Below are 20,287 nucleotides of genomic sequence, written 5' to 3'. Positions count from 1 at the left end.
CGCTGATATCTACGCTTTACACAAATTTTCTAGTTTCTGGAAGTCTGTATTTTTCCTTGTATTCTTTATATTCTCTTGCAAACTGCTGGTTATCCCTGTTCTTCATTGCATCAAGATATTCGTGTGTATCAAAATTTTCCTTATCTGACTGGATAACATCTACTGCTATATTAGAACAATGGTCTGACACTCTCTCAAGATTATTAAGAATATCTGAATGTGCAAATCCCAGTTCAATAGTACATTTTCCTTCTCTTAATCTTCTTATATGTCTAGCTTTAAGCTCAACTGTTAATGTATCAATAAGTTCTTCTAATGGTTCAACTTTATCTGCTTCTTTAATATTATTAGTCTTAAAGGAATCAAAGGATATATCTACAACCTCTCTTACTGCCGAACATAATATATCTAACTCCGTCTTAGCTTTAGGTGAGAATTCCATCTGCTTATTATGCAATTCTCTTGCAGAGTCGCACAGATTACAGGCGTGGTCTGATATTCTTTCAAAATCGCCTATGCTGTGAAGCATCATATTAAGTGTCTCTGAGTCATCTTTATTAAGTATCTTGGTACTTATCTTCATAATATATGTACCAAGCTCATCTTCATATTTATCAACCCTGCTCTCAAGCTCACCAACATACAATGCCTTATTCTCATCATAATTACCGATAAGTCCAAGTGCTGTAAATAATGACTCCCTTGATATATCAGCCATATTGCCTATAACTGTCTTACAATGTTCAACTGCAAGGCTTGGTGACTCAAGAAATCTGTCATCTAAAAGTGCAAATTCATTAACACTCTGTCTTTCCATAAGTGCCTTTTCCTCATCATCAACCCTTATAGTCATATATGCGAGCTTCTCAAGCACATTTCTTAACGGAAGAAGAAGTGCAGTTGTAATAATATTAAAGGTTGTATGTATTACCGCAATTCCCATCTCATTAGCTGTATCATTCAGAAATGAAAAATGTACAAACATATTAACTGTATAGAACACCGTCATAAATACAACTGTACCTATAACATTAAAGTACAGATGAACTATAGCTGCTCTTTTACCATTCTTGCTTGCACCAATACTTGATAACATAGCTGTTGCACAAGTACCGATATTCTGTCCCATTATTATAGGAAGAACAGTTGAATAGCTTAATATTCCTGTAGAACATAATGCCTGTAATATACCAACTGAAGCTGATGAACTCTGTATTATTGCTGTAAATACAAGTCCTGCAATCATACCAAGTATTGGGTTTTTAAATGTTGTTAATAAAGCCTGAAACTGTGGGACTTCGGCAAGCGGCTCTACAGATGAACTCATAGCTTCCATACCATACATAAGAAGTGCAAATCCAATAAATATCTTAGCTGGATTTTTAAATTTGTCTTTCTTTAGGAATACAAGCATCACAACACCAATAACTGCAAGGATTGGTGAAAATGATGTTGGCTTCAACATTCTTATAAATAAATTATCACTCTCAATACCAGTAAGGCTTAATATCCATGAAGTTATGGTAGTACCTATGTTAGCACCCATTATAATGCCAATTGCCTGTCTTAACTTCATAATACCTGAATTAACAAAACCTACAACCATAACGGTCGTCGCTGATGATGACTGTATAACTGCTGTAACACCAGCTCCTAAAAGAACAGCCTTTATCGGGTTAGAAGTAAGCTTTTCAAGTATATTCTCTAACTTTCCTCCTGATGCTCCCGTTAAGCCTTCACCTAATAAATCCATTCCATAGAGGAATATCGCCAATCCTCCAAGTAATGCTAATACACCAAATATATCCATTTTTCCTCCAAAATTTCTTATAGACTTTACTTTTTGTTTACATTTTGGAGTGTAAAACAGTTATATGAAGCTTATATGAACCTTATGTAAATTCAATGTAAAATGTAAAATTAATGTTAAATAACAATTATTGATTATTATTTATCATCTGGGTGCTGACCTGTTATAGAGAATATAACCCATTCTGATATGTTAGTCGCATGATCCCCTATTCTCTCAAAATATTTAGCAGCCATCAGCAGATCTGATGCCTGCTCACCTGCATTAACATCTTCGTGAATCATAGCTATAAGCTCAGCCTTTACCTTGTTGAATAAATCATCAACAACATCATCGTGTACGATAACCGTCCTTGCCTTATCCATATCCTTGTTAACAAATGCTTCAACACTCTGGACTAGCATTACCATAGTTTCTTTAGCCATCTGCTGTATATGGTCAAGCTTCTTAATATATGATTCTTTAGAAAGTTCTATTGTAATCTCTGAAATATCAGTTGCATGATCCCCTATTCTTTCCATATCTGTAATCATCTTTAATGCTGCTGATATAAGTCGTAAATCCTTTGCAACCGGCTGCTGCTGTAATAATAACTTAAGACATAACTGTTCAATCTCACGTTCCTGATGATCAATCTCCTCGTCATATTCTATTACATTTGAAGCAAGTTCAATATCCTGATTAACAAGTGCCTTTACTGTATCAGATATAGCCTTCTCAATCATGCCACCCATTTCGATTAATTCATTATTAAGTTGTACTAACTGTCTGTCAAATCTATTTCTCATATTAACCTCTTTTCCTGTGCTTCTATTGGCACACGGTCTAACACTCAATTATTTCAATATTGCTGACAGGTTCTATTAAGTTAATATGATGAATTCTCTGGTCATTACAGATTATCTTTTTCTATATATTATAAAACGTCTGTTTAATGCCCTTAACGCACTTCTGAACGCTTTCGCTCTCTTAGGATACTTAAACATCGCTCCAATCTTGTTATACATATAAAAAGAATATACAAGCACTTTGTTAAGCTTTCCTATCTTGTCCTTGGTTGTATATATATATCTTGTTCCACCAACCTTAGGATGATTGCCATCTTTATAATATTTTATAAGGTCGTCCTCTGTCTTTATTGTATCTGGAATAAGTGTATATCCCATACCAACACAATTACTGTTATGGGCATCACTTCCGCCTGTAAGTGCTACCCTGCACCCCTTGGCGAACTTTCTTGCATACTTATTGCTTTTATCACTCTCGCAGGCATTATAACCTTCTACGAAATCAAAATGAACCATATGTGCAATCTGCTTTGACTGATTCCAGTACATAGTAGATGCAAAGCTCATAAATGGTTCTCCATAAGGATGTGCAGGTCCTAATATTCCATCACAACAATGGACAATATATATAAGCTTATCTAAAGTAAGGCCCTTATATCTCATAAGCTCATACACCTCTTTAGGTGTATCCTGTGGAAGAATAACTATAAAATGTCCGAACTCCAGACTATCATATTCTATGCCTCTTAATACCACGAAATCATCATATTTCTTACCATATGAAAGATACGCATCATATCCACCATATGAGTCATGGTCTGTTACAACCATTCCTTTAAAACCTTTGCTCTTAAGTACCTTGATATAATCATCTATCCCAACCTTGGCATCTACTGAACCTTCGGCTGTATGACAGTGCATATCGAATTTAACGTATTCCATATAATAAATACCTCGCATTTATATATCTATATTAATTAATCACATTACAACTAATTAACTTTATTATACTTCTTAAATATTTTAATAACAAGGTACTAAAATATGTAATTATCAGCCAAAACGTCCTGTGATATAATCCTCAGTCTTCTTGTTCTTAGGCATAGAGAATAACTGTTCTGTCTTATCGTATTCAATCATCTCTCCTAACAGGAAGAAGGCTGTATTATCTGATATTCTTGTCGCCTGCTGCATATTGTGTGTTACCATTATTATTGTATAACCATTCTTTAACTCAATCGCAAGGTCTTCAATTCTTGAAGTTGATATTGGGTCAAGGGCTGATGTCGGCTCATCCATAAGAATAACCTCTGGTTCAACTGCAAGAGTTCTTGCAATACATAATCTCTGCTGCTGTCCACCTGAAAGTCCAAGAGCTGACTTTTTAAGTCTGTCCTTCACCTCGTCCCATATAGCAGCCTGTTTTAAAGCTTTTTCTACTATAATATCAAGTTCTGCTTTCTTGTGCACTCCAAATAACCTTGGTCCGTAAGCTATATTGTCATATATGCTTTTAGGAAATGGATTAGGCTGCTGGAATACCATTCCAACCCTGTGTCTTAATGTTATGTCGTCCATCTCTGTAAATATATTGGCTCCGTCAAGGTATACTTCACCATCAATCTTAACACCCTCAATTAAGTCATTCATTCTGTTAAGTGTCTTTAAAAATGTAGATTTACCACATCCAGATGGTCCGATAAATGCTGTAATCTGATTTTTAGGAATATTCATATTAATATTTTTTAATGCGTGAAAATCTCCATAATGAAGATTAAGATTTTTGATTACAAATTTATCATCACCTGTATAATTACTGCTTCCATTTTCAGAATTCTTATTCATATCTATATTACTCATACTTATCCTCATTTCTACGCTTTCTCACCAGAGTTCTTCTTATTTATCTTATTACTTAACACATTAGCTCCTATGCTGAATGCAAGCACAAGTATAAGAAGTACTGCTGATGCAAGGTTAGCCAGGTCCTGATTTTGTCCATTAACCTGTAAATCCCATATCTGCAATGATAATGTCTCTGCTGAACGAAATGGGTTAAGTGGACAGGTTGATGATGCAAGATTCCAGTTGCCCCATCTTATGTTAGTTCCTGAACCTGTTGTATACAAAAGAACTGCCGCTTCACCAAAGCCTCGTCCTGCTGCAAGTATTACACCTGTCATAATTCTTGGAAGGCAGGCTGGCAGTAATATGTGGAATATTGCCTGCCAGCGTGTTGAACCAAGTCCCATACCCGCTTCAAAATATCCCTTAGGGAGTCCTTTTATGGCATCCTCTGTTGTTGTTGTTATAAGTGGCAGTGTTATGATTGATACGGACAATGCTCCAGCCATAAGGCTTTTATCCAGTCCTATAATTACAAGAAAGATGAGGTAGCCAAATAAACCAACAACAATAGATGGAAGTGACGAAAGTGTCTCTATACATATTCTTATGAACTTTGTAATAAGTCCTCCCTTGGCATATTTTGCAAGATATATTCCAGCAAATGTTCCAATTGGTACTGTTATAAGCAATGACAAGAATACAAGATATATCGTATTAAAAAGCTGGTTGCCTATAGCACCACGCCTTGTAAAGCCGAACATTGAAAGTTTTGCACCCGCAAAGCCCTTAATAATTACATATCCGGCAAATGCAGCAAGAAGTACAAAGAAGAATACGGCTATACAGTAAAATATAACTGTCATTACTCTATCCTGTGCCTTGGCACGTTTTATCCTATTCATATAATCTCCATTTCTGTGCACGCTTCTGCGCACAAATATTCATTTTCACCCTTTATTAACTTTAACAGGTGATTTTAATTAGTCTTTGCACCCTTCTTTTTATTTCCAGATTCTTCTGACTGCTTAGCAGACAGAAAATGTATTAAAAATATGAACAAAAGTGATATAAGGAACAAAAGCAATGCAAGTGTCCACAACGCTGTCTTAGTTTCTCCGCCTTCCATCGCATTTCCCATCTGGGCTGTTATCTCTGTTGTAAGTGATTTGGTTGTTGAGAATATGCTGTCTGGAAGTGCTGTTGTCTGTCCTATTACCATTGCAACTGCTAATGCCTCTCCAAATGCTCTTGCAAGACCAAGTATTATACCTGAGAATATTCCAGAAGCTGAAGCTGGAAGCACTATCTTATATATTGTCTGCCAGCGTGTTGAGCCCATTCCATAAGCTCCCATTCTGTAGTCCTTAGGAACTGATCTGATTGCATCTGCTGACACACTTGTTATTGTAGGGAATATCATTATTGCAAGCACAATACCTGCCGCTAATATTGAATGTCCTACCTGTCTGTGAAACATATCTCTTATAAATGGCACAAGCACGGTAAGTCCGACCCAGCCATATACTACTGAAGGAATTCCTGCAAATATCTGGATTACAGGGCGGTAAAATTTTTCACCAAATTTAGGTGAAATCTCTGTCATAAATATAGCTGAACCAAGTGCAAATGGTGTCGCAATAAACAGTGCAAGACCACAGGTGCTTAATGAACCTACTATAAATATAAGTGTACCTACTGAACCGCCGCCTTCCATATTGTCTATAGGTGCCCAGTCAGGTGAAAACAGGAACTCACCGATTGAATGATTGAATTTTAAGAATGTTCCTGAACCCTTGTATACAAGAAATCCACCTATTCCAAGAGTAAGCACTATAACGAAAAGACCACACAGGGTGACGATTGTACGCCACAGGTACTCTTTGGTAAACATACCTCTTTTAATATTCATACTTTCTCCATTCTTAACATATAAAATGTGGCTGTTATATGTTCAACGGTTGGGATTAATAGCTACGGACGTTATGCGGAGTGTTATATTACCGCTGGGCACGCTCCCGCTACTTGAAACCGTAGCGGTACTAAGCGGCTAAAGGACAGCCACTAAGTGCCGACGGTTTCAACAGTACCCAGCTTGCAATATAACACTCCACACAACTGGGTTGCGATTAATCTGCGTTGAATTGTTTATCAGCTTTATGTATCTTCTTTACTCTTTGTTATTTATTCTTCGTTATTTGCTCTTTGTTATTTCTTTTTTACATTTTCATTTTATATGTTATTAATTTCTATGCGTTTAGGCGGGCAGGATACTGCTCGCCTAAATCCTATATTTTTTATGACTATCAATTTTTCTAACATTTATTTTTTATCTTGATTTAATTGTAGTCTTATAATTTTTTGATTGATTTTCTTTCAATCTTTTAATGTTAATTTTGGTTGCTGATGATTTGTAAGATTTTATCTTACTTTTTAATTAAGGGGGTTTTAACAACTATTTTTTAGTGTTCTTTTACTGTCATCTTTGATGATACGCCGTAGCCTAATGATTCCATTTTCTTGCCGTATTCATCTGATGTGATGTAGTCGAGGAACTTCTGGGATACTTCATCTGCGTTGCCCTTTGTGTACATATGCTCGTATGTCCATACTGGGTATTTGCCAGCATATGTATTCTCAAGTGTTGGTTCAACACCATCAATTGATACTGTATCAACGCCTGGGTTGCTTACAAGGTAAGATAAAGCTACATATCCGATAGCACCCTTTGTTGTCTTAACATTCTGTAAAAGTACGCCTGAGTCATCTGTTTCCATTGACTTGTTAGAAGCTTCGCTTGCACCATCTAATGCGTATTTCTTAAATGTTGCTCTTGTACCAGAAGATTCTGGACGAGTGATAAGTACGATTGCTTCATCAGCACCACCAACTTCTTTCCAGTTAGTAATCTTTCCTGTAAAAATATCTGTAAGCTGTGCCTTTGTAAGGTTCTTAACACCACCTGCTGTTACGTCCTTGTTTACGATAGGTGCCATTGTTACTACACATACCTTATGGTCTACAAGTTCTGCTGCCTTAGCTGCATCAAGCTTTTCTGCTGCCTCTACATCAGAGTTACCAATGTTAACTGTTCCCTCTGATACCTGCTTAAGTCCTTCACCAGAACCACCTGCATCGATTGTTATGTTAACATCTGGATATTTTTCATTAAAAAGGTCTGCCGCATCATCAACAAGTGGCTTTAATGCTGATGAACCTGCTGCTGTTATGCTTCCGCTAAGGTTAGAGTCTGCATCTGCACTGTTGCTTCCACAGCCAACAAGTGCTGTTACCATACATACTGTACTAAGAATTACAGCTGCGCTTTTCTTAAAATTCATCTTTCTCATAAATTTTTTCCTCACTTTTCTTTTAAAGGTCTATGTCTTATCGACAGATAAAAGAATAGCAGTGGTATGTAAAATGCAATACCACTGCTACAAGAAATCTATGTAAAGTCTTTGTTAAATTATAATTTTACTTAACGCAGCCAATAAGCTCGTTAATATCTGCTACTCCATTTTTAGCACAATAATCTCTTATTCCGTCCACAACCTTAATTGTTGTAAGAGGGTCATTAAAATTAGCTGTACCAACTGATACCATTGTCGCACCTGCCATAATAAACTCAAGCGCATCATCTGCATTGGCAATTCCGCCCATTCCAATAATAGGAAGTGCTACAGCATTGGCAACCTGATATACCATTCTTACTGCAACAGGCTTTATAGCTGGACCTGAAAGACCGCCTGTCTTATTGGCAACAGCAAATGTTCTTCTATTAATATCAATCTTCATTCCTGTTAATGTATTAATAAGGGATACCGCATCAGCACCACCTGCCTCAACAGCTTTAGCCATCTCTGTAATATCTGTCACATTAGGGCTTAACTTCATAATTACAGGCTGCTTGGCAACCTTTTTTACTGCCTTTGTAATACGCTCTGCTGAAGCTGGAACCTGTCCGAAAGCAATACCTCCCTCTTTTACGTTAGGGCAGGATATGTTAATCTCAAGCATATCAACTGGCTGTTCTCCTAACTTTTCCACAGCATCAACGTAATCTTCTTCTGTCTTTCCACACACATTTACTATTATCTTAGTATCATACTGCTTAAGAAATGGAATATCTCTCTTTACAAATGTATCAAGCCCCGGATTTTGAAGTCCGATTGCATTAATCATTCCACCGTAAGTCTCTGCTATTCTAGGTGTTGGATTGCCCGGCCAAGGTACATTTGCCACACCCTTAGTTGTAACCGCACCTAATTTATTAAGGTCTACATACTCACAATATTCCATACCTGAACCAAATGTTCCTGAGGCAACAGTAACCGGATTATTAAATTCAACTCCCGCAATATTAACTTTCATATTAACGTCTGCAGGATTAATTGGATTCACTCTATTAGCCATTATAACTCTACCTCCTTAACATTGAATACAGGACCTTCTTTACATACTCTCTTATTCTTAACCTTTGAATGGTCATCAATATCTGTTGACTGACATACGCAGGCAAGGCATGCTCCTATTCCGCAAGCCATTTTTTCCTCTAAGGATGCAAAACAGGCGATATTATTGCTTACTGCATACTCTTTAATTGCTCTTAACATTGGTGTAGGGCCACAGGCAAATATTACATCTGCTGTTAAGTTATTCTCTCTTACTGCATCTAATACATTACCTTTAGTTCCAGCACTTCCGTCCTCTGTTGCAACATATACATCAGCAAACTGCTCAAATTCATCTTTTAAAAACATCTGTGAGTTTCTGTAACCAAGTACAGCCTGCTTCTTACATTCAAGCTGCTTAGCAAGCTCAAGCATTGGAGGAACACCAATTCCACCACCAAAAAGAATTGCCTTTAACTCTGTGTCCGCACAATCATTTCCTGTGACATTCTTTACATATTCCATAATAGACTTAATATCATATCCATTGCCAAGAGGTCCTTGAATATTAACATATTCCCCCTCCTTCATCTTAGAGAACTCCTCTGTCCCCTTTCCAGCAACCCTGTATACAATCCTTAAATTATCTTTATCTATTCTGCATATGCTTATTGGTCTTGGAAGAAGTCTTGCTCCATCGTTAGAATATACCGATATGAACTGTCCCGGTACAGCCTCTCCTGCCATCTTATCTGTCTTTAACCACATTTCATATATGCCTTCGGCTAAACACGAAGTCTTAATTATTAATGCATTTTCTCTGTATGACATATGTATTCTCCATTCTTAATTAATTATTTCAAATCCTTGTATACAACATTTCCATTGCATATAGTATATTTTATTTTACCATAAAGCTTCTGTCCGATAAATGGTGAATTATTAGCTTTCGATACAAAATTCTCTGTAACCTCCCACTCCTCATCTGGATTAAATATAACCAAATCAGCTGTCTTTCCAGCCTCAATACAGCCTTTGTCCATTTTGTAAAGCTTTGCTGGATTAACTGTCATCTTAGTGAGCAGTTCCTCAAGTGTTAAATAGCCTTTCTTTACAAGATTAGTAATTCCAAGTGCAAGTGATGTTTCAAGCCCTATCATTCCGCTCGGTGCTGCCTTGAACTCCTTAGCTTTCTCATCCTTGCTATGTGGTGCGTGATCTGTTGCAATTATGTCTATTGTTCCGTCCTTAAGGCCTTCAATTACAGCAAGCCTGTCAGCTTCTGTTCTTATTGGTGGATTAACTCTTGCAAGTGTGCCTTTCTCAAGCACAATGTCTTCTGTAAGCGAAAAATGCTGTGGAGTAGACTCTGCATGTACATCTGCTCCCAGCTTCTTAGCTGTCCTTACAAGCTCTACTGATACCGCTGAGCTTATGTGCTGTATACATATTGTTGCCTTGGTTTCAAGTGCAAGCATACAATCCCGTGCTACCATCATATACTCTGAGCAGGCTGGTGCTCCACCTATATTAAGCTTGTCTGATACAACGCCTTTATTAATTCCCTGTTGTTCTATATATGCAGGATTTTCCTCGTGAAAACTTAACGGCATATCAAGCTCTTTGGCTTTCTGCATAGCTTCCTTTACAAGCATTTCACTCTTAAGTGGAATACCATCATCTGTAAATACAAGTGCCCCGCCATTCTTAAGTTCCGTAAAGTCAGTAAGTTCTTCTCCCTTAAAGCCTTTAGATACTGCCGCAGCTGAATATACATTTATCGGCGTAGTTCTTCCCTTTTCTATTACATACTGCAACGTTTCTTTATTATCTACTATAGGATTAGTATTAGCCATACAAAGAACTGTTGTAAAACCTCCTGCCGCAGCTGCCGCAGCTCCTGTATTAATATCTTCTTTATAAGTAAAACCTGGATCCCTGAAATGAACGTGTGTATCTATAAGACCAGGTGCTACCACACGACCTTCTGCATCAATTACTTCATCTACAGCTATGTCGGATACAGGCACATCAAATGCTTTTACCTGTATTATACCGCTTATTATTCCATTTTCCACAAGAATATCTGCCTTATATGACATATGTCTTGCCGGATCTATTATATGTCCATTCTTAATTAAAGTTCTCAATATTATCTCCATTCTTTATAAAAGCGGCATTACCAGTCTGTTGCTGAGTGGTACTGCCGCTTATTATAATAATTATTTACTTTCCAAGTGCTCCATTAATATCTGCAATCATATCAAGAGCTGCCTGTCTTGAAGCTTCACCGAAATTCTTAGCTCCAAACTTAGCATACTCATCTTTAGCATATGCAGCTATAATTCCTCTTGAACTATTAACTATCGCGCCAAGTCCGTCTGGGTTAAAGAAAGCTGTAAGGTCTTCAGCCTTGCCACCCTGTGCCCCATAACCAGGAACAAGGATATAAGCCTTTGGCATAACCTTTCTTAATACCTTACCCATCTCTGGATATGTAGCACCAACTACCGCACCTACATTACTATAAGTATCGCCCATACACTGTCTTCCCCATTCATTAACCTTAGCACCTACATGCTCATATAATGGCTTGCCGTCTATAAGCTGATCCTGAAATTCTCCACTTGAAGGATTAGAAGTCTTTACAAGGATAAATATACCTTTGTCTTCCTCATTGCATACCTTAATAAATGGATTAATTCCGTCAGAACCAAGATATGGATTAACTGTTGCAAAATCTTCATCAAATGGTGTTAAAAGCTTAGAACCAACTTTAACCTTTCCAAGATGTGCTACTGCATAAGCCTCAGATGTTGAACCTATATCGCCTCTCTTAACATCACCGATTACAACCATATCCTTCTCGTGACAATAATCAACAGTCTTCTTAAACACCTTAAGTCCTTCAATACCGAACTGCTCATACATAGCAATCTGTGGCTTAACTGCTGGTACAATATCATATATATTATCAATGATTGCCTTATTATACTGCCAGATAGCTTCTGCCGCACCTTCAAGAGTTTCTCCATACTGCTCAAAAGCTTCCTTTTGAACATGCTCTGGAATATACTTCATCATAGGATCTAAGCCTACAACTACAGGTGCATTTGTCTTAACGATTTTGTCAACTAATTTGTTAATCATCTATATTCTCCTTACATATCAATTAATCTATCTTATATTACAACTTTGGAACATCTTTATCAATAATAACTTCTGTTCCGTTGATATTAGAATATACAATCTTACCACCAGCTATTGTATACTTAATCTCACCACTTACCTTCTTGCCGTTAAATGGAGTGTTCTTGCCTCTTGAAGCAAATGTCTTACTGTCTATAACATACTCTGCATCCGGATCAATTATAGTAATATCAGCAGTCTTGCCAACAAGAAGTGTTCCCTTGTCTATACCGATAATCTTAGCAGGTGTATAACTCATCTTATCTGCCATCTCAAGAGGTGTAATAACATTTTTCTTAACAAGATCTGTCATTATAATAGCAACAGCTGTTTCAAGACCTGATATTCCAAATGGTGCTTCTACAAAACCTCTGTCTTTCTCTGTAAGATGATGTGGTGCGTGGTCTGTTGCAATTATGTCTATTGTTCCGTCCTTAAGGCCCTTAATAAGCATATCTTTATCCTTATTAGTTCTTAATGGCGGATTAACCTTGTAGTTAGCATCATCTTCATTAATATCATCTTCTGTAAGTGTTAAATGGTGTGGCGTTACCTCTGCTGTAACATCAAGACCTTCTTTCTTGGCTGCCGCTATCATTCTTACGCTGTCCTCTGTTGAAACATGGCATATATGAAGCTTGGCACCCGTATTCTTAGCAAGGAGTAAATCTCTTGCCACCATAATATCTTCTACAGAATTCATAATTCCGTAAAATCCAAGTTCTCTTGCTTTATTGCCGGCATTCATAACTCCCCTTGCTGCAAGATCCTTATCTTCACAATGTGCAAATACCGGTATTCCTACTTCTGCCGCAAGCCTCATAGCCTGTCTTGCTACTCTAGCATTCATAACAGACTTCCCATCCTCGCTTACTGCTACAGCTCCTTCCTCATAAAGCCTCTCATAATCAGTTATATACTCTCCGTCCTGACCTGCTGTCATAGCTGCTATAGGAAGAATATTAATATCTGTTACTTCTTCTGACTTATTCTTTATGTATTCAACCATCTCAACGCTGTCAATTGCAGGCTTAGTATTAGGCATTGGACACACTGTTGTAAATCCACCTCTTGCCGCAGCTCTTGCACCAGTTCTTATTGTTTCCTTATGTTCAAAGCCTGGTTCTCTGAAATGTACATGTAAATCCACAAGTCCTGGCATAACCATACAGCCCTTAGCATCAATAACTGTATCTGCTGCCTTGTCAATATCCTTTGCCACTTCTGCTATAACCCCATCTTCAACAAGAATATCCCTAATGTCATCAGTGTTACTTGCAGGGTCAATAACTCTTCCGTTCTTAATCAACATTCTCATATATTAATCCTCCCCTTAAAATTTAATCTTTCAAACTCGTAATCAGGTTCAGGTTTACCATAATAGTATCCCTGTATGAAGTCAACACCCAGCTCTCTTAATATATCCAACTGGCTCTTATCCTCAACACCTTCTACAACTATCTTAGTTCCTATAGTAGCAGACAATTCAACTATAAGCTTAATGAATGCCTGTGCATACTCATCTTCCGTTATATCATCAATAAATGTCTTGTCAACTTTAATAATATCAAAAGGAAGCTGTTTAATGTAGTTAAGTGATGAATATCCTGTACCGAAATCATCAAGAGCTATCTTTGGTCCTAATTCCCTTATGCCATTAATTATATTAAGAACCCTGTCTATATCATTAATAGCAAAGCTCTCTGTAATCTCCAGCACGATATTCCTAGGATTAACTCCTGTCTTCTTAAGCACTTTAGCTACTGTATCTACTATATCTTTCTGAAGAAGCTGGACAACCGACAGATTAACATTGATATGGAAATCCGGCATACCATGTTCATTCCAGTATCTGCACTGTCTGCAGGCTTCCTCAAGAACATAATCACCAATTGAAGTTATAAGTCCAAGATATTCAGCAAGCGGAATAAAATCACCCGGACCCATAAATCCAAGCGACTTACTGTCCCATCTTACCAGTGCTTCGCACGATGCACATTCCTCTGTGTTAATATCAACTACAGGCTGGTAGAATACAACGAATTCATCAATTCCTGTCGCAACAGCCTGCCGCATATTATTTTCAATATCAAGGCGTCTTACAGAATTCTGTTTGTTGCACACATCATAAAAAGAATATCCATTCTTACCATTCTTCTTAGACTCATACATTGCTATATCAGCCATTCTGATAATCTCGTGTACATCTTTGCTGTCATCTGGAAATACCGCAATACCCATACTCATAGTACAGAAATATTCTGTCTCCATAAGATACCACGGTTTGTTAAATATCTCTTTAACCTTATTGGCAATTCTCTCTAATTCAAGGAACATATCAGGCATTACTATGGCAACAAATTCGTCACCACCCATTCTGTAACATCTGCCTCTAAGACCTACTATACTCTGAAGTCCTGCCGCAATCTGCTGTAAAAGAATATCTCCATACTGGTGTCCAAGGCCATCATTAATGTGCTTGAAATCATCAAGGTCGATAAACAAAACCGCCCCCTTAACACCATCTCTTATAGCTTCGTTAATTATAGTCTTTAAGTCTGACTCACACTTCATACGATTATAAAGACCGGTAAGGAAATCGTTATGTGCCTGAAATTCAATCTTCTGCTGATTCTTTTTCTTCTGTGTTATATCAGAAGCTGTACATACAATCACCTCACTTGCATCTATCCATATAAGCTTGGTAAATCTTACTTCAAACCACAGACCTGACTCAGCATTATACTTCTCCACAGGTCTTATGTATTCTCTTGTATAATCAGAAAAATCATAATATCCATCAATATTATTGCCCTCAGCATTATTAATATATTCTTCAAGGGTCTTCTCTACATCTTCTTCTGCCGGTACAAGAATATCCTGCATACATTCTTTTATTGTATCTTTAATCTCCTTCGACTCAGCCGCCACCTTATTCTCAAACAGAATATTGCCTGTAGCAGTATCACATACAATAATACCTGAACCTATGTTATTAAGAATATCCTTTAAGACTTCATATGATGAGAGCAGTGAATTATTAGTTACTCTCATCTGGGCAATACTCTGAATAATACCTGTAACATCATATATAAAATGCATATTGTCCTCATTATCGGACCATAGCTTTATATTGTTCTTATCATATATGACAAAATGCATAGCATCTATGTCATTAATCCTAATAGGAACGCTTATGCTGTTCTCACCATTCAGTGCCATAACATCGCATTTCTTAGCTTCCTCTATACATTCACCCTCAGATGCAATTACTGTCCATTCATCATCTGAACCCTTCTGAAGCAATGCAATACAATCAGCATTAATGTATGCTATAGTCTTATGTAATATTAGTTCTACTGTATGCTGAAATGTATCTCTTGACTCAAGGCTTTCTATCAATTCTGACAACACTTCAAACTTCTTATTAGTCTCTCCCAAAACTCCTGCCTCCAGAATGTTTTACATAGACTAATTATATAATATTTATACCAGTTTGGGAACTGTTTTTATATATTTTTTAAATTACATACGAAATGAAATTCAATTTTTAATTGTTTTATTAAACTATGCGTGATATTATGAATATTATGTTTTTATGCAGATTTTATAAACTCATTCTGCAAGTGTTTTCCAACTGGTGTATGCAGAACACTTAATTAAAATATTGCAGCACATTACTATGTAAGAACAGGAGAATTTATGGATAATATTTACAAATATAATACTACCCTGAAAGCTTCAGGCAATGATTACAAAAAGATTGTATTCTGGAACAGATTTTTAAGAAACCCTGTCGAACTTATACTTTCGTGGGTTCCTGCCGTTATCTCAATAATTATGCTTGCCTCTGGCAGATACAACACATTTTTATTAATTATATATGCAATATGCTGGTTCTATCCTATATACATATTTGCATTCCAGTTCAAATCAAGCGTTAATTACCACTTGAAGCACAGAGATTCATCAGAAGATGCTCCCTGCACAATAACATTAATGGATAACGCGATACTTGCTGATATCCCAGACCATAATTTAATATATACTTACGAATGGGAACAATTCACAACTGTATATTTCAAATATGGATATTATATGTTGTTTAATGGGAAGCAAATGGTTGTAATGCTTAATAGTAATGATATGCCTGAGAATATCAAGAAGAATGTGGGCGGATTTATTATGGAGCATGTAGATAGAAATAAGTGCAGGATAGTGTACTAGGCTCATACGGACGTTGTGTAGTTTTACTATATTACCGCTGGGCACGCTCTCGCTGCTTGTAGCCGTAGCGGACACGTAAGCGGCTAAAATACAGCCGCTAAATGCCGACGGCTGCAAAAGCACCCAGCTTGCAATATAGTAAAGCTACACAACTGGGGTATGGCTGAATTGCAGAATATAAAATGTAATCAGGAAAATTGTGCGAACACTGAATAGTTATCGTATTGTTTATGTTATAATATAAAAGAAGATGTGCTTACACAAAATTTATAAATGTAGACACAGATTAAATATGTTTAATTATGAGAAAACAGGCAGGCTTTAACATCTAAACTTCGTTAAAGTCTGCCTGTTTTTATAAGTTGTGCTTTCTATCAACACTTTTTCCTATAAGTCTAACCTCTTGTTTTATCTTGCCAACCAGCCGCCGTCTACTGCCAGGGTAAAGCCGTTGACGTAGTCTGAGGCTTTAGATGCAAGGTATATTACTGCACCTTCCATATCTTGTGGTGTGCCCCATCTGCCTGCTGGAATTCTGTCAAGAATAGCTTCGCTTCTGTCGGCATCATCTCTTAACTGTGCTGTGTTATTAGTTGCCATATATCCTGGCGCAATTCCATTTACATTAATGTTATACTTTGCCCATTCATTGGCTAACGCTCTTGTTAAGCCTATAATTGCACTCTTGCTTGCTGTGTATGACGGAACTCTTATTCCACCCTGATATGAAAGCATTGAGCATACATTAATTATCTTTCCGCCTTCTCCCTGCTTCATAAGCTGCTTAGCAAATGCCTGACTTAAGAAGAATACCATTTTCTGATTAACCTGAATTACCGAATCCCAATTCTCCTCTGTGAATTCAATTGCATCCTGTCTTTTAATAATTCCCGCATTATTAACAAGAATATCCACTCTGCCATATGTATCAATTGCTGCTTTCATAACTACATCTATTGAAGCCATATCTGAAAGGTCAGCTATAACCTCTGCGAACACGCCGCCATCTGCTTCTATCTTATTCTTAGTATCTTCGCAGGAACGTCTTGCAACGCCAAGAACCTTAGCTCCTGCCTGAGCTAAAGCTACTGCCATTCCCTGTCCTAGACCTGTGTTAGCACCTGTGACAACTGCTACTTTTCCGTCAAGTTTAAACAAATCTAATATCATAGTATTCCCTCATTTCTGCACACGCCATTTTAATTAAATCCAATAAGTTTATTCATTACTTTATAACCAGTCTTAGATATTCCTCTGCCGACTTTGCCCGGAAGATTAACTGTATTGCCAAGTATGCTGTATCTTAACTCTTTATAGAGCTTGGAATCTGAATCCTTAACATATTTCCAAAGTTCCTTTTTCTTAACAAGGTTCTCATCTGTGCCTGATATAATCAGAAATATTGATGATACTTCCATCATAATTCTAAGATATGTCACCATATACTTTCTGCATCTTTCATTGACAGGCTTATTGCCAAGATATGAATCTATAAGACGTCTTGTAACTCTTAACTGCTGGTCAATTCTTGAAATCATAACTGTTTCATTAACTGACTGGTCTTCCCTTCCAATAAAATATCTGTAGAAATTAACATTCATATAGTACATTTTCTGAACAACCGGCAATGGCTCAAATACAAATATATTATCTACATAAAATGTATGCTCAGGAAGCTTCAGACCGAATTCCTTTATAAGCTGTGTTCTGTATATTACTGAGTGCATAAGAATATACTGGTCTACCTTGAAATGTCCCATCTCATCCCATCCAAACATTCTGTCAACTGGAAGTGCATTCTCATAGTGAATGACTTTCTTTCTCTTAGCACCAACCTTTTCATATACATAATTCGCAATAAGCATATCTGGGAGGTCATCTTCCTCAACAAAGTTCTTAAGCTTAGTTAATATCTTCTTATAGCTTTTAACATCAACCCAGTCATCGCTGTCTACAACCTTAAAGAACATCCCTGTGGCATTGGCAAGACCTGTATTAACAGCCTGCCCATGTCCACCATTCTCCTGATGTACAGCCTTGACTATGTTAGGATATTTTGCTTCATATTCCTTGGCAATCTTTAATGTATCATCTTTTGTTGAACCATCATCAACAATTATTATCTCTACATCGTCACCACCTGCAAGGCATGATTTGATACATTTTTCCATATATGCTGCTGAATTATAACATGGAATTGCAAATGATAATAACTTCATATAATATCTCCAATCTCTACATTCTGTCAGGACACTGTATACCTAATAAATCAATACAAGTTTCAAGTATCTCTTTAGTAAGTGTGATTAATGCAATATAGCTTTCCTGCTGTTTCTTATCCTCTTCTGCAAGAATCTTTGTGTTATGATAAAATCCGTTAAATGAGTTAGAAACCTCATATATATACTGGCATATCTTGTGAGGTGCATTATCCTTGTATGCTCCATCTATAACATCTGAGAACTTAATAAGTGCAAGTGATAAAGCCTTCTCTGACTGTTCTTTTGAAGGCAGTATTGTAAGATCACCAACACTTACGCCTGTTTCCTTATACTTTGCAAGAATAGACTTTATTCTTACTATTGTATACAAAATATAAGGACCTGTATTACCTTCAAATGAAGCAAATCTATCTACATCAAATACATAATCTTTAGATGCCTGATTAGATAAATCACCATACTTAAGTGCAGCAAGACCCACAATCTTAGATATATTATCAGCTTCTTCATCCGTCATTGAACGGTTCTCTTTAATCTTATTAAGAATAACTTCATTAATATCAGATATAAGATGTTCAAGACGCATAACACCACCTGAACGTGTCTTAAATGGCTTGCCATCCTTTCCATTCATAGTACCAAAACCAACAAATCTCATATCTGCATCTGGTCTTACAATTCCAGCCTTCTTAGCTGTTCTGAATACCTGAGTAAAATGAAGCTCCTGTCTTTTATCAGCGAGATAAATGTATGTATCCGGCTTATATAACTTCTCTCTCTCAACAATAGTTGCAAGATCTGATGTAGCATAAAGTGCCGCACCGTCTGACTTTCTTACTATGCAAGGAGGAAGTTCCTTAGTATCTGTTGGCTCTGCAATATCTACTACTGTAGCTCCCTGGCTTTCATAGGCAATTCCATCTTCAACCATCTTATCAACCATATCTTTAATATATGGCTGTGCATCACTTTCACCCTTCCATAAGTCAAATGATACATTAAGATTATCATAATTCTTCTTTAAATCCTTCTTGGAAACATTCATAATATGCTTCCATATTGCTGTGCATGCTCTGTCCCCGCTCTGAAGCTTAAGTGTGGATTCGTGTGCTCTCTTAGCGAATTCTTCATCTTCCTTAGACTTAGCACTTGCCGCCGGATATATCTGTTCAAGCTCTGATATCGTAAATGGGGGTTCACTTGGATACTCTCCTGTATACGCCTCATCAAAATATGGAAGTTCAGGCTTTCTGTCCCTTAACTCCTCTATGATAAGACCCATCTGAAGTCCCCAGTCTCCAAGGTGTACATCACCTATTGTATTGTTGCCTGCGTATCTGTTAATTCTCTTAACACTCTCACCAATTACAGCAGATCTTAAATGTCCTACATGTAATGGCTTAGCTGCATTAGCTCCACCATAATCCACTATTACAGTCTTAGCTTCCTCGCTGTTCTCATATCCGTACTTATCATCTTCTGACATCTTATTAAGATAATCTGAAAGATATCCAGCACTTACCTTTATATTGATAAATCCTGGCTTAACACTTTCAATTGTGTCAAACATACCATTAGATGTAAGCTTTGCAACTATCTCATCTGCAATAACAAATGGAGCTTTTTTATAAGTCTTAGCTGCTGCCATCGCGCCATTGCACTGGAATTCGCATAAGTCAGGTCTGTTAGATATAGTAATTCTTGCGTATTCTTCTGAATATCCACATTCTGCAAATGCTTTCTTAAATTCATCTGTCATAAGTTCAATTATGGTCTTCATTATATTCTCCATTCCTGTTAAATTCTGCTTCA

17 protein-coding genes are annotated in these 20,287 nt (G+C 37.0%); 1 reads left to right on the top strand and 16 read right to left on the bottom strand.

Annotated features, from left to right (window positions below; all coding sequences use genetic code 11):
* Positions 1 to 16 precede the first annotated feature (16 nt).
* The 13 genes from WMO14_RS06830 to WMO14_RS06770 all read right to left on the bottom strand — a co-directional run bounded on the left by WMO14_RS06830 (position 17) and on the right by WMO14_RS06770 (position 15,467).
* Positions 17 to 1,810, bottom strand: coding sequence for a Na/Pi cotransporter family protein (locus WMO14_RS06830; RefSeq protein WP_055176317.1), 1,794 nt, complete (start codon positions 1,808 to 1,810; stop codon positions 17 to 19).
* Between the two features lie 137 nt (positions 1,811 to 1,947).
* The gene (phoU, locus tag WMO14_RS06825; RefSeq protein WP_055176319.1) at positions 1,948 to 2,598 is read right to left on the bottom strand and encodes a phosphate signaling complex protein PhoU; all 651 of its coding nucleotides are present in this window, start codon (positions 2,596 to 2,598) and stop codon (positions 1,948 to 1,950) included.
* A gap of 111 nt (positions 2,599 to 2,709) precedes the next feature.
* Entirely contained in the window at positions 2,710 to 3,540 is an 831-nt protein-coding gene (locus tag WMO14_RS06820; RefSeq protein WP_070101489.1) for a PHP domain-containing protein, read from the bottom strand.
* A 111-nt stretch (positions 3,541 to 3,651) separates the two neighbouring features.
* Positions 3,652 to 4,443, bottom strand: a complete 792-nt coding sequence (gene pstB / locus WMO14_RS06815; RefSeq protein ID WP_055176664.1) for a phosphate ABC transporter ATP-binding protein PstB — start codon at positions 4,441 to 4,443, stop codon at positions 3,652 to 3,654.
* 29 nt (positions 4,444 to 4,472) lie between these two features.
* On the bottom strand, positions 4,473 to 5,348 hold the full coding sequence (gene pstA / locus WMO14_RS06810) for a phosphate ABC transporter permease PstA (protein WP_022501548.1): 876 nt from the start codon (positions 5,346 to 5,348) through the stop codon (positions 4,473 to 4,475).
* Positions 5,349 to 5,422: 74 nt separating this feature from the next.
* On the bottom strand, positions 5,423 to 6,355 hold the full coding sequence (pstC, locus tag WMO14_RS06805) for a phosphate ABC transporter permease subunit PstC (protein ID WP_022501549.1): 933 nt from the start codon (positions 6,353 to 6,355) through the stop codon (positions 5,423 to 5,425).
* A 550-nt stretch (positions 6,356 to 6,905) separates the two neighbouring features.
* Positions 6,906 to 7,793, bottom strand: coding sequence for a phosphate ABC transporter substrate-binding protein (locus tag WMO14_RS06800; protein ID WP_349153543.1), 888 nt, complete (start codon positions 7,791 to 7,793; stop codon positions 6,906 to 6,908).
* A 127-nt stretch (positions 7,794 to 7,920) separates the two neighbouring features.
* Positions 7,921 to 8,859: a dihydroorotate dehydrogenase gene (locus tag WMO14_RS06795; RefSeq protein ID WP_349153542.1), complete on the bottom strand. Its 939-nt coding sequence runs from the start codon at positions 8,857 to 8,859 to the stop codon at positions 7,921 to 7,923.
* Entirely contained in the window at positions 8,859 to 9,668 is an 810-nt protein-coding gene (locus tag WMO14_RS06790) for a dihydroorotate dehydrogenase electron transfer subunit (RefSeq protein WP_349153541.1), read from the bottom strand. Before WMO14_RS06790 ends, WMO14_RS06795 begins: the two co-directional genes overlap by 1 nt.
* A gap of 23 nt (positions 9,669 to 9,691) precedes the next feature.
* Positions 9,692 to 10,987: a dihydroorotase gene (locus WMO14_RS06785; RefSeq protein ID WP_349153540.1), complete on the bottom strand. Its 1,296-nt coding sequence runs from the start codon at positions 10,985 to 10,987 to the stop codon at positions 9,692 to 9,694.
* A gap of 76 nt (positions 10,988 to 11,063) precedes the next feature.
* Entirely contained in the window at positions 11,064 to 11,987 is a 924-nt protein-coding gene (gene pyrF / locus WMO14_RS06780; protein WP_349153539.1) for an orotidine-5'-phosphate decarboxylase, read from the bottom strand.
* A 37-nt stretch (positions 11,988 to 12,024) separates the two neighbouring features.
* Positions 12,025 to 13,344 carry a dihydroorotase gene (locus WMO14_RS06775; RefSeq protein ID WP_022501555.1) on the bottom strand — a complete coding sequence of 440 codons (1,320 nt, stop codon included), beginning with the start codon at positions 13,342 to 13,344 and terminating at the stop codon, positions 12,025 to 12,027.
* On the bottom strand, positions 13,341 to 15,467 hold the full coding sequence (locus tag WMO14_RS06770) for a putative bifunctional diguanylate cyclase/phosphodiesterase (protein WP_349153538.1): 2,127 nt from the start codon (positions 15,465 to 15,467) through the stop codon (positions 13,341 to 13,343). Before WMO14_RS06770 ends, WMO14_RS06775 begins: the two co-directional genes overlap by 4 nt.
* A gap of 261 nt (positions 15,468 to 15,728) precedes the next feature.
* Here WMO14_RS06770 and WMO14_RS06765 point away from each other — a divergent pair, with 261 nt between their 5' ends.
* Positions 15,729 to 16,253 (top strand): hypothetical protein, encoded by a 525-nt coding sequence (locus tag WMO14_RS06765; protein WP_055176336.1) that lies wholly within the window; start codon positions 15,729 to 15,731, stop codon positions 16,251 to 16,253.
* Positions 16,254 to 16,661: 408 nt separating this feature from the next.
* On the opposite strand, the gene kduD is transcribed toward WMO14_RS06765, so the two are convergent.
* Genes kduD through argS form a run of 3 tightly spaced genes read right to left on the bottom strand, consistent with a single transcriptional unit; the run spans position 16,662 to position 20,255 of the window.
* Positions 16,662 to 17,423 (bottom strand): 2-dehydro-3-deoxy-D-gluconate 5-dehydrogenase KduD, encoded by a 762-nt coding sequence (gene kduD / locus WMO14_RS06760; RefSeq protein WP_090140282.1) that lies wholly within the window; start codon positions 17,421 to 17,423, stop codon positions 16,662 to 16,664.
* A 29-nt stretch (positions 17,424 to 17,452) separates the two neighbouring features.
* Positions 17,453 to 18,472 carry a glycosyltransferase gene (locus WMO14_RS06755; protein ID WP_055306755.1) on the bottom strand — a complete coding sequence of 340 codons (1,020 nt, stop codon included), beginning with the start codon at positions 18,470 to 18,472 and terminating at the stop codon, positions 17,453 to 17,455.
* Positions 18,473 to 18,488: 16 nt separating this feature from the next.
* On the bottom strand, positions 18,489 to 20,255 hold the full coding sequence (gene argS, locus WMO14_RS06750; protein WP_022501560.1) for an arginine--tRNA ligase: 1,767 nt from the start codon (positions 20,253 to 20,255) through the stop codon (positions 18,489 to 18,491).
* Positions 20,256 to 20,287 lie beyond the last annotated feature (32 nt).

The organism is Lachnospira rogosae (ex Hitch et al. 2025) (assembly GCF_040096455.1).
Classification (GTDB): Bacteria; Bacillota; Clostridia; order Lachnospirales; family Lachnospiraceae; genus Lachnospira; species Lachnospira rogosae.
The sequence above is the reverse complement of the archived record's forward strand: the minus strand, read 5'-3'. Positions and strand labels throughout refer to the sequence as shown.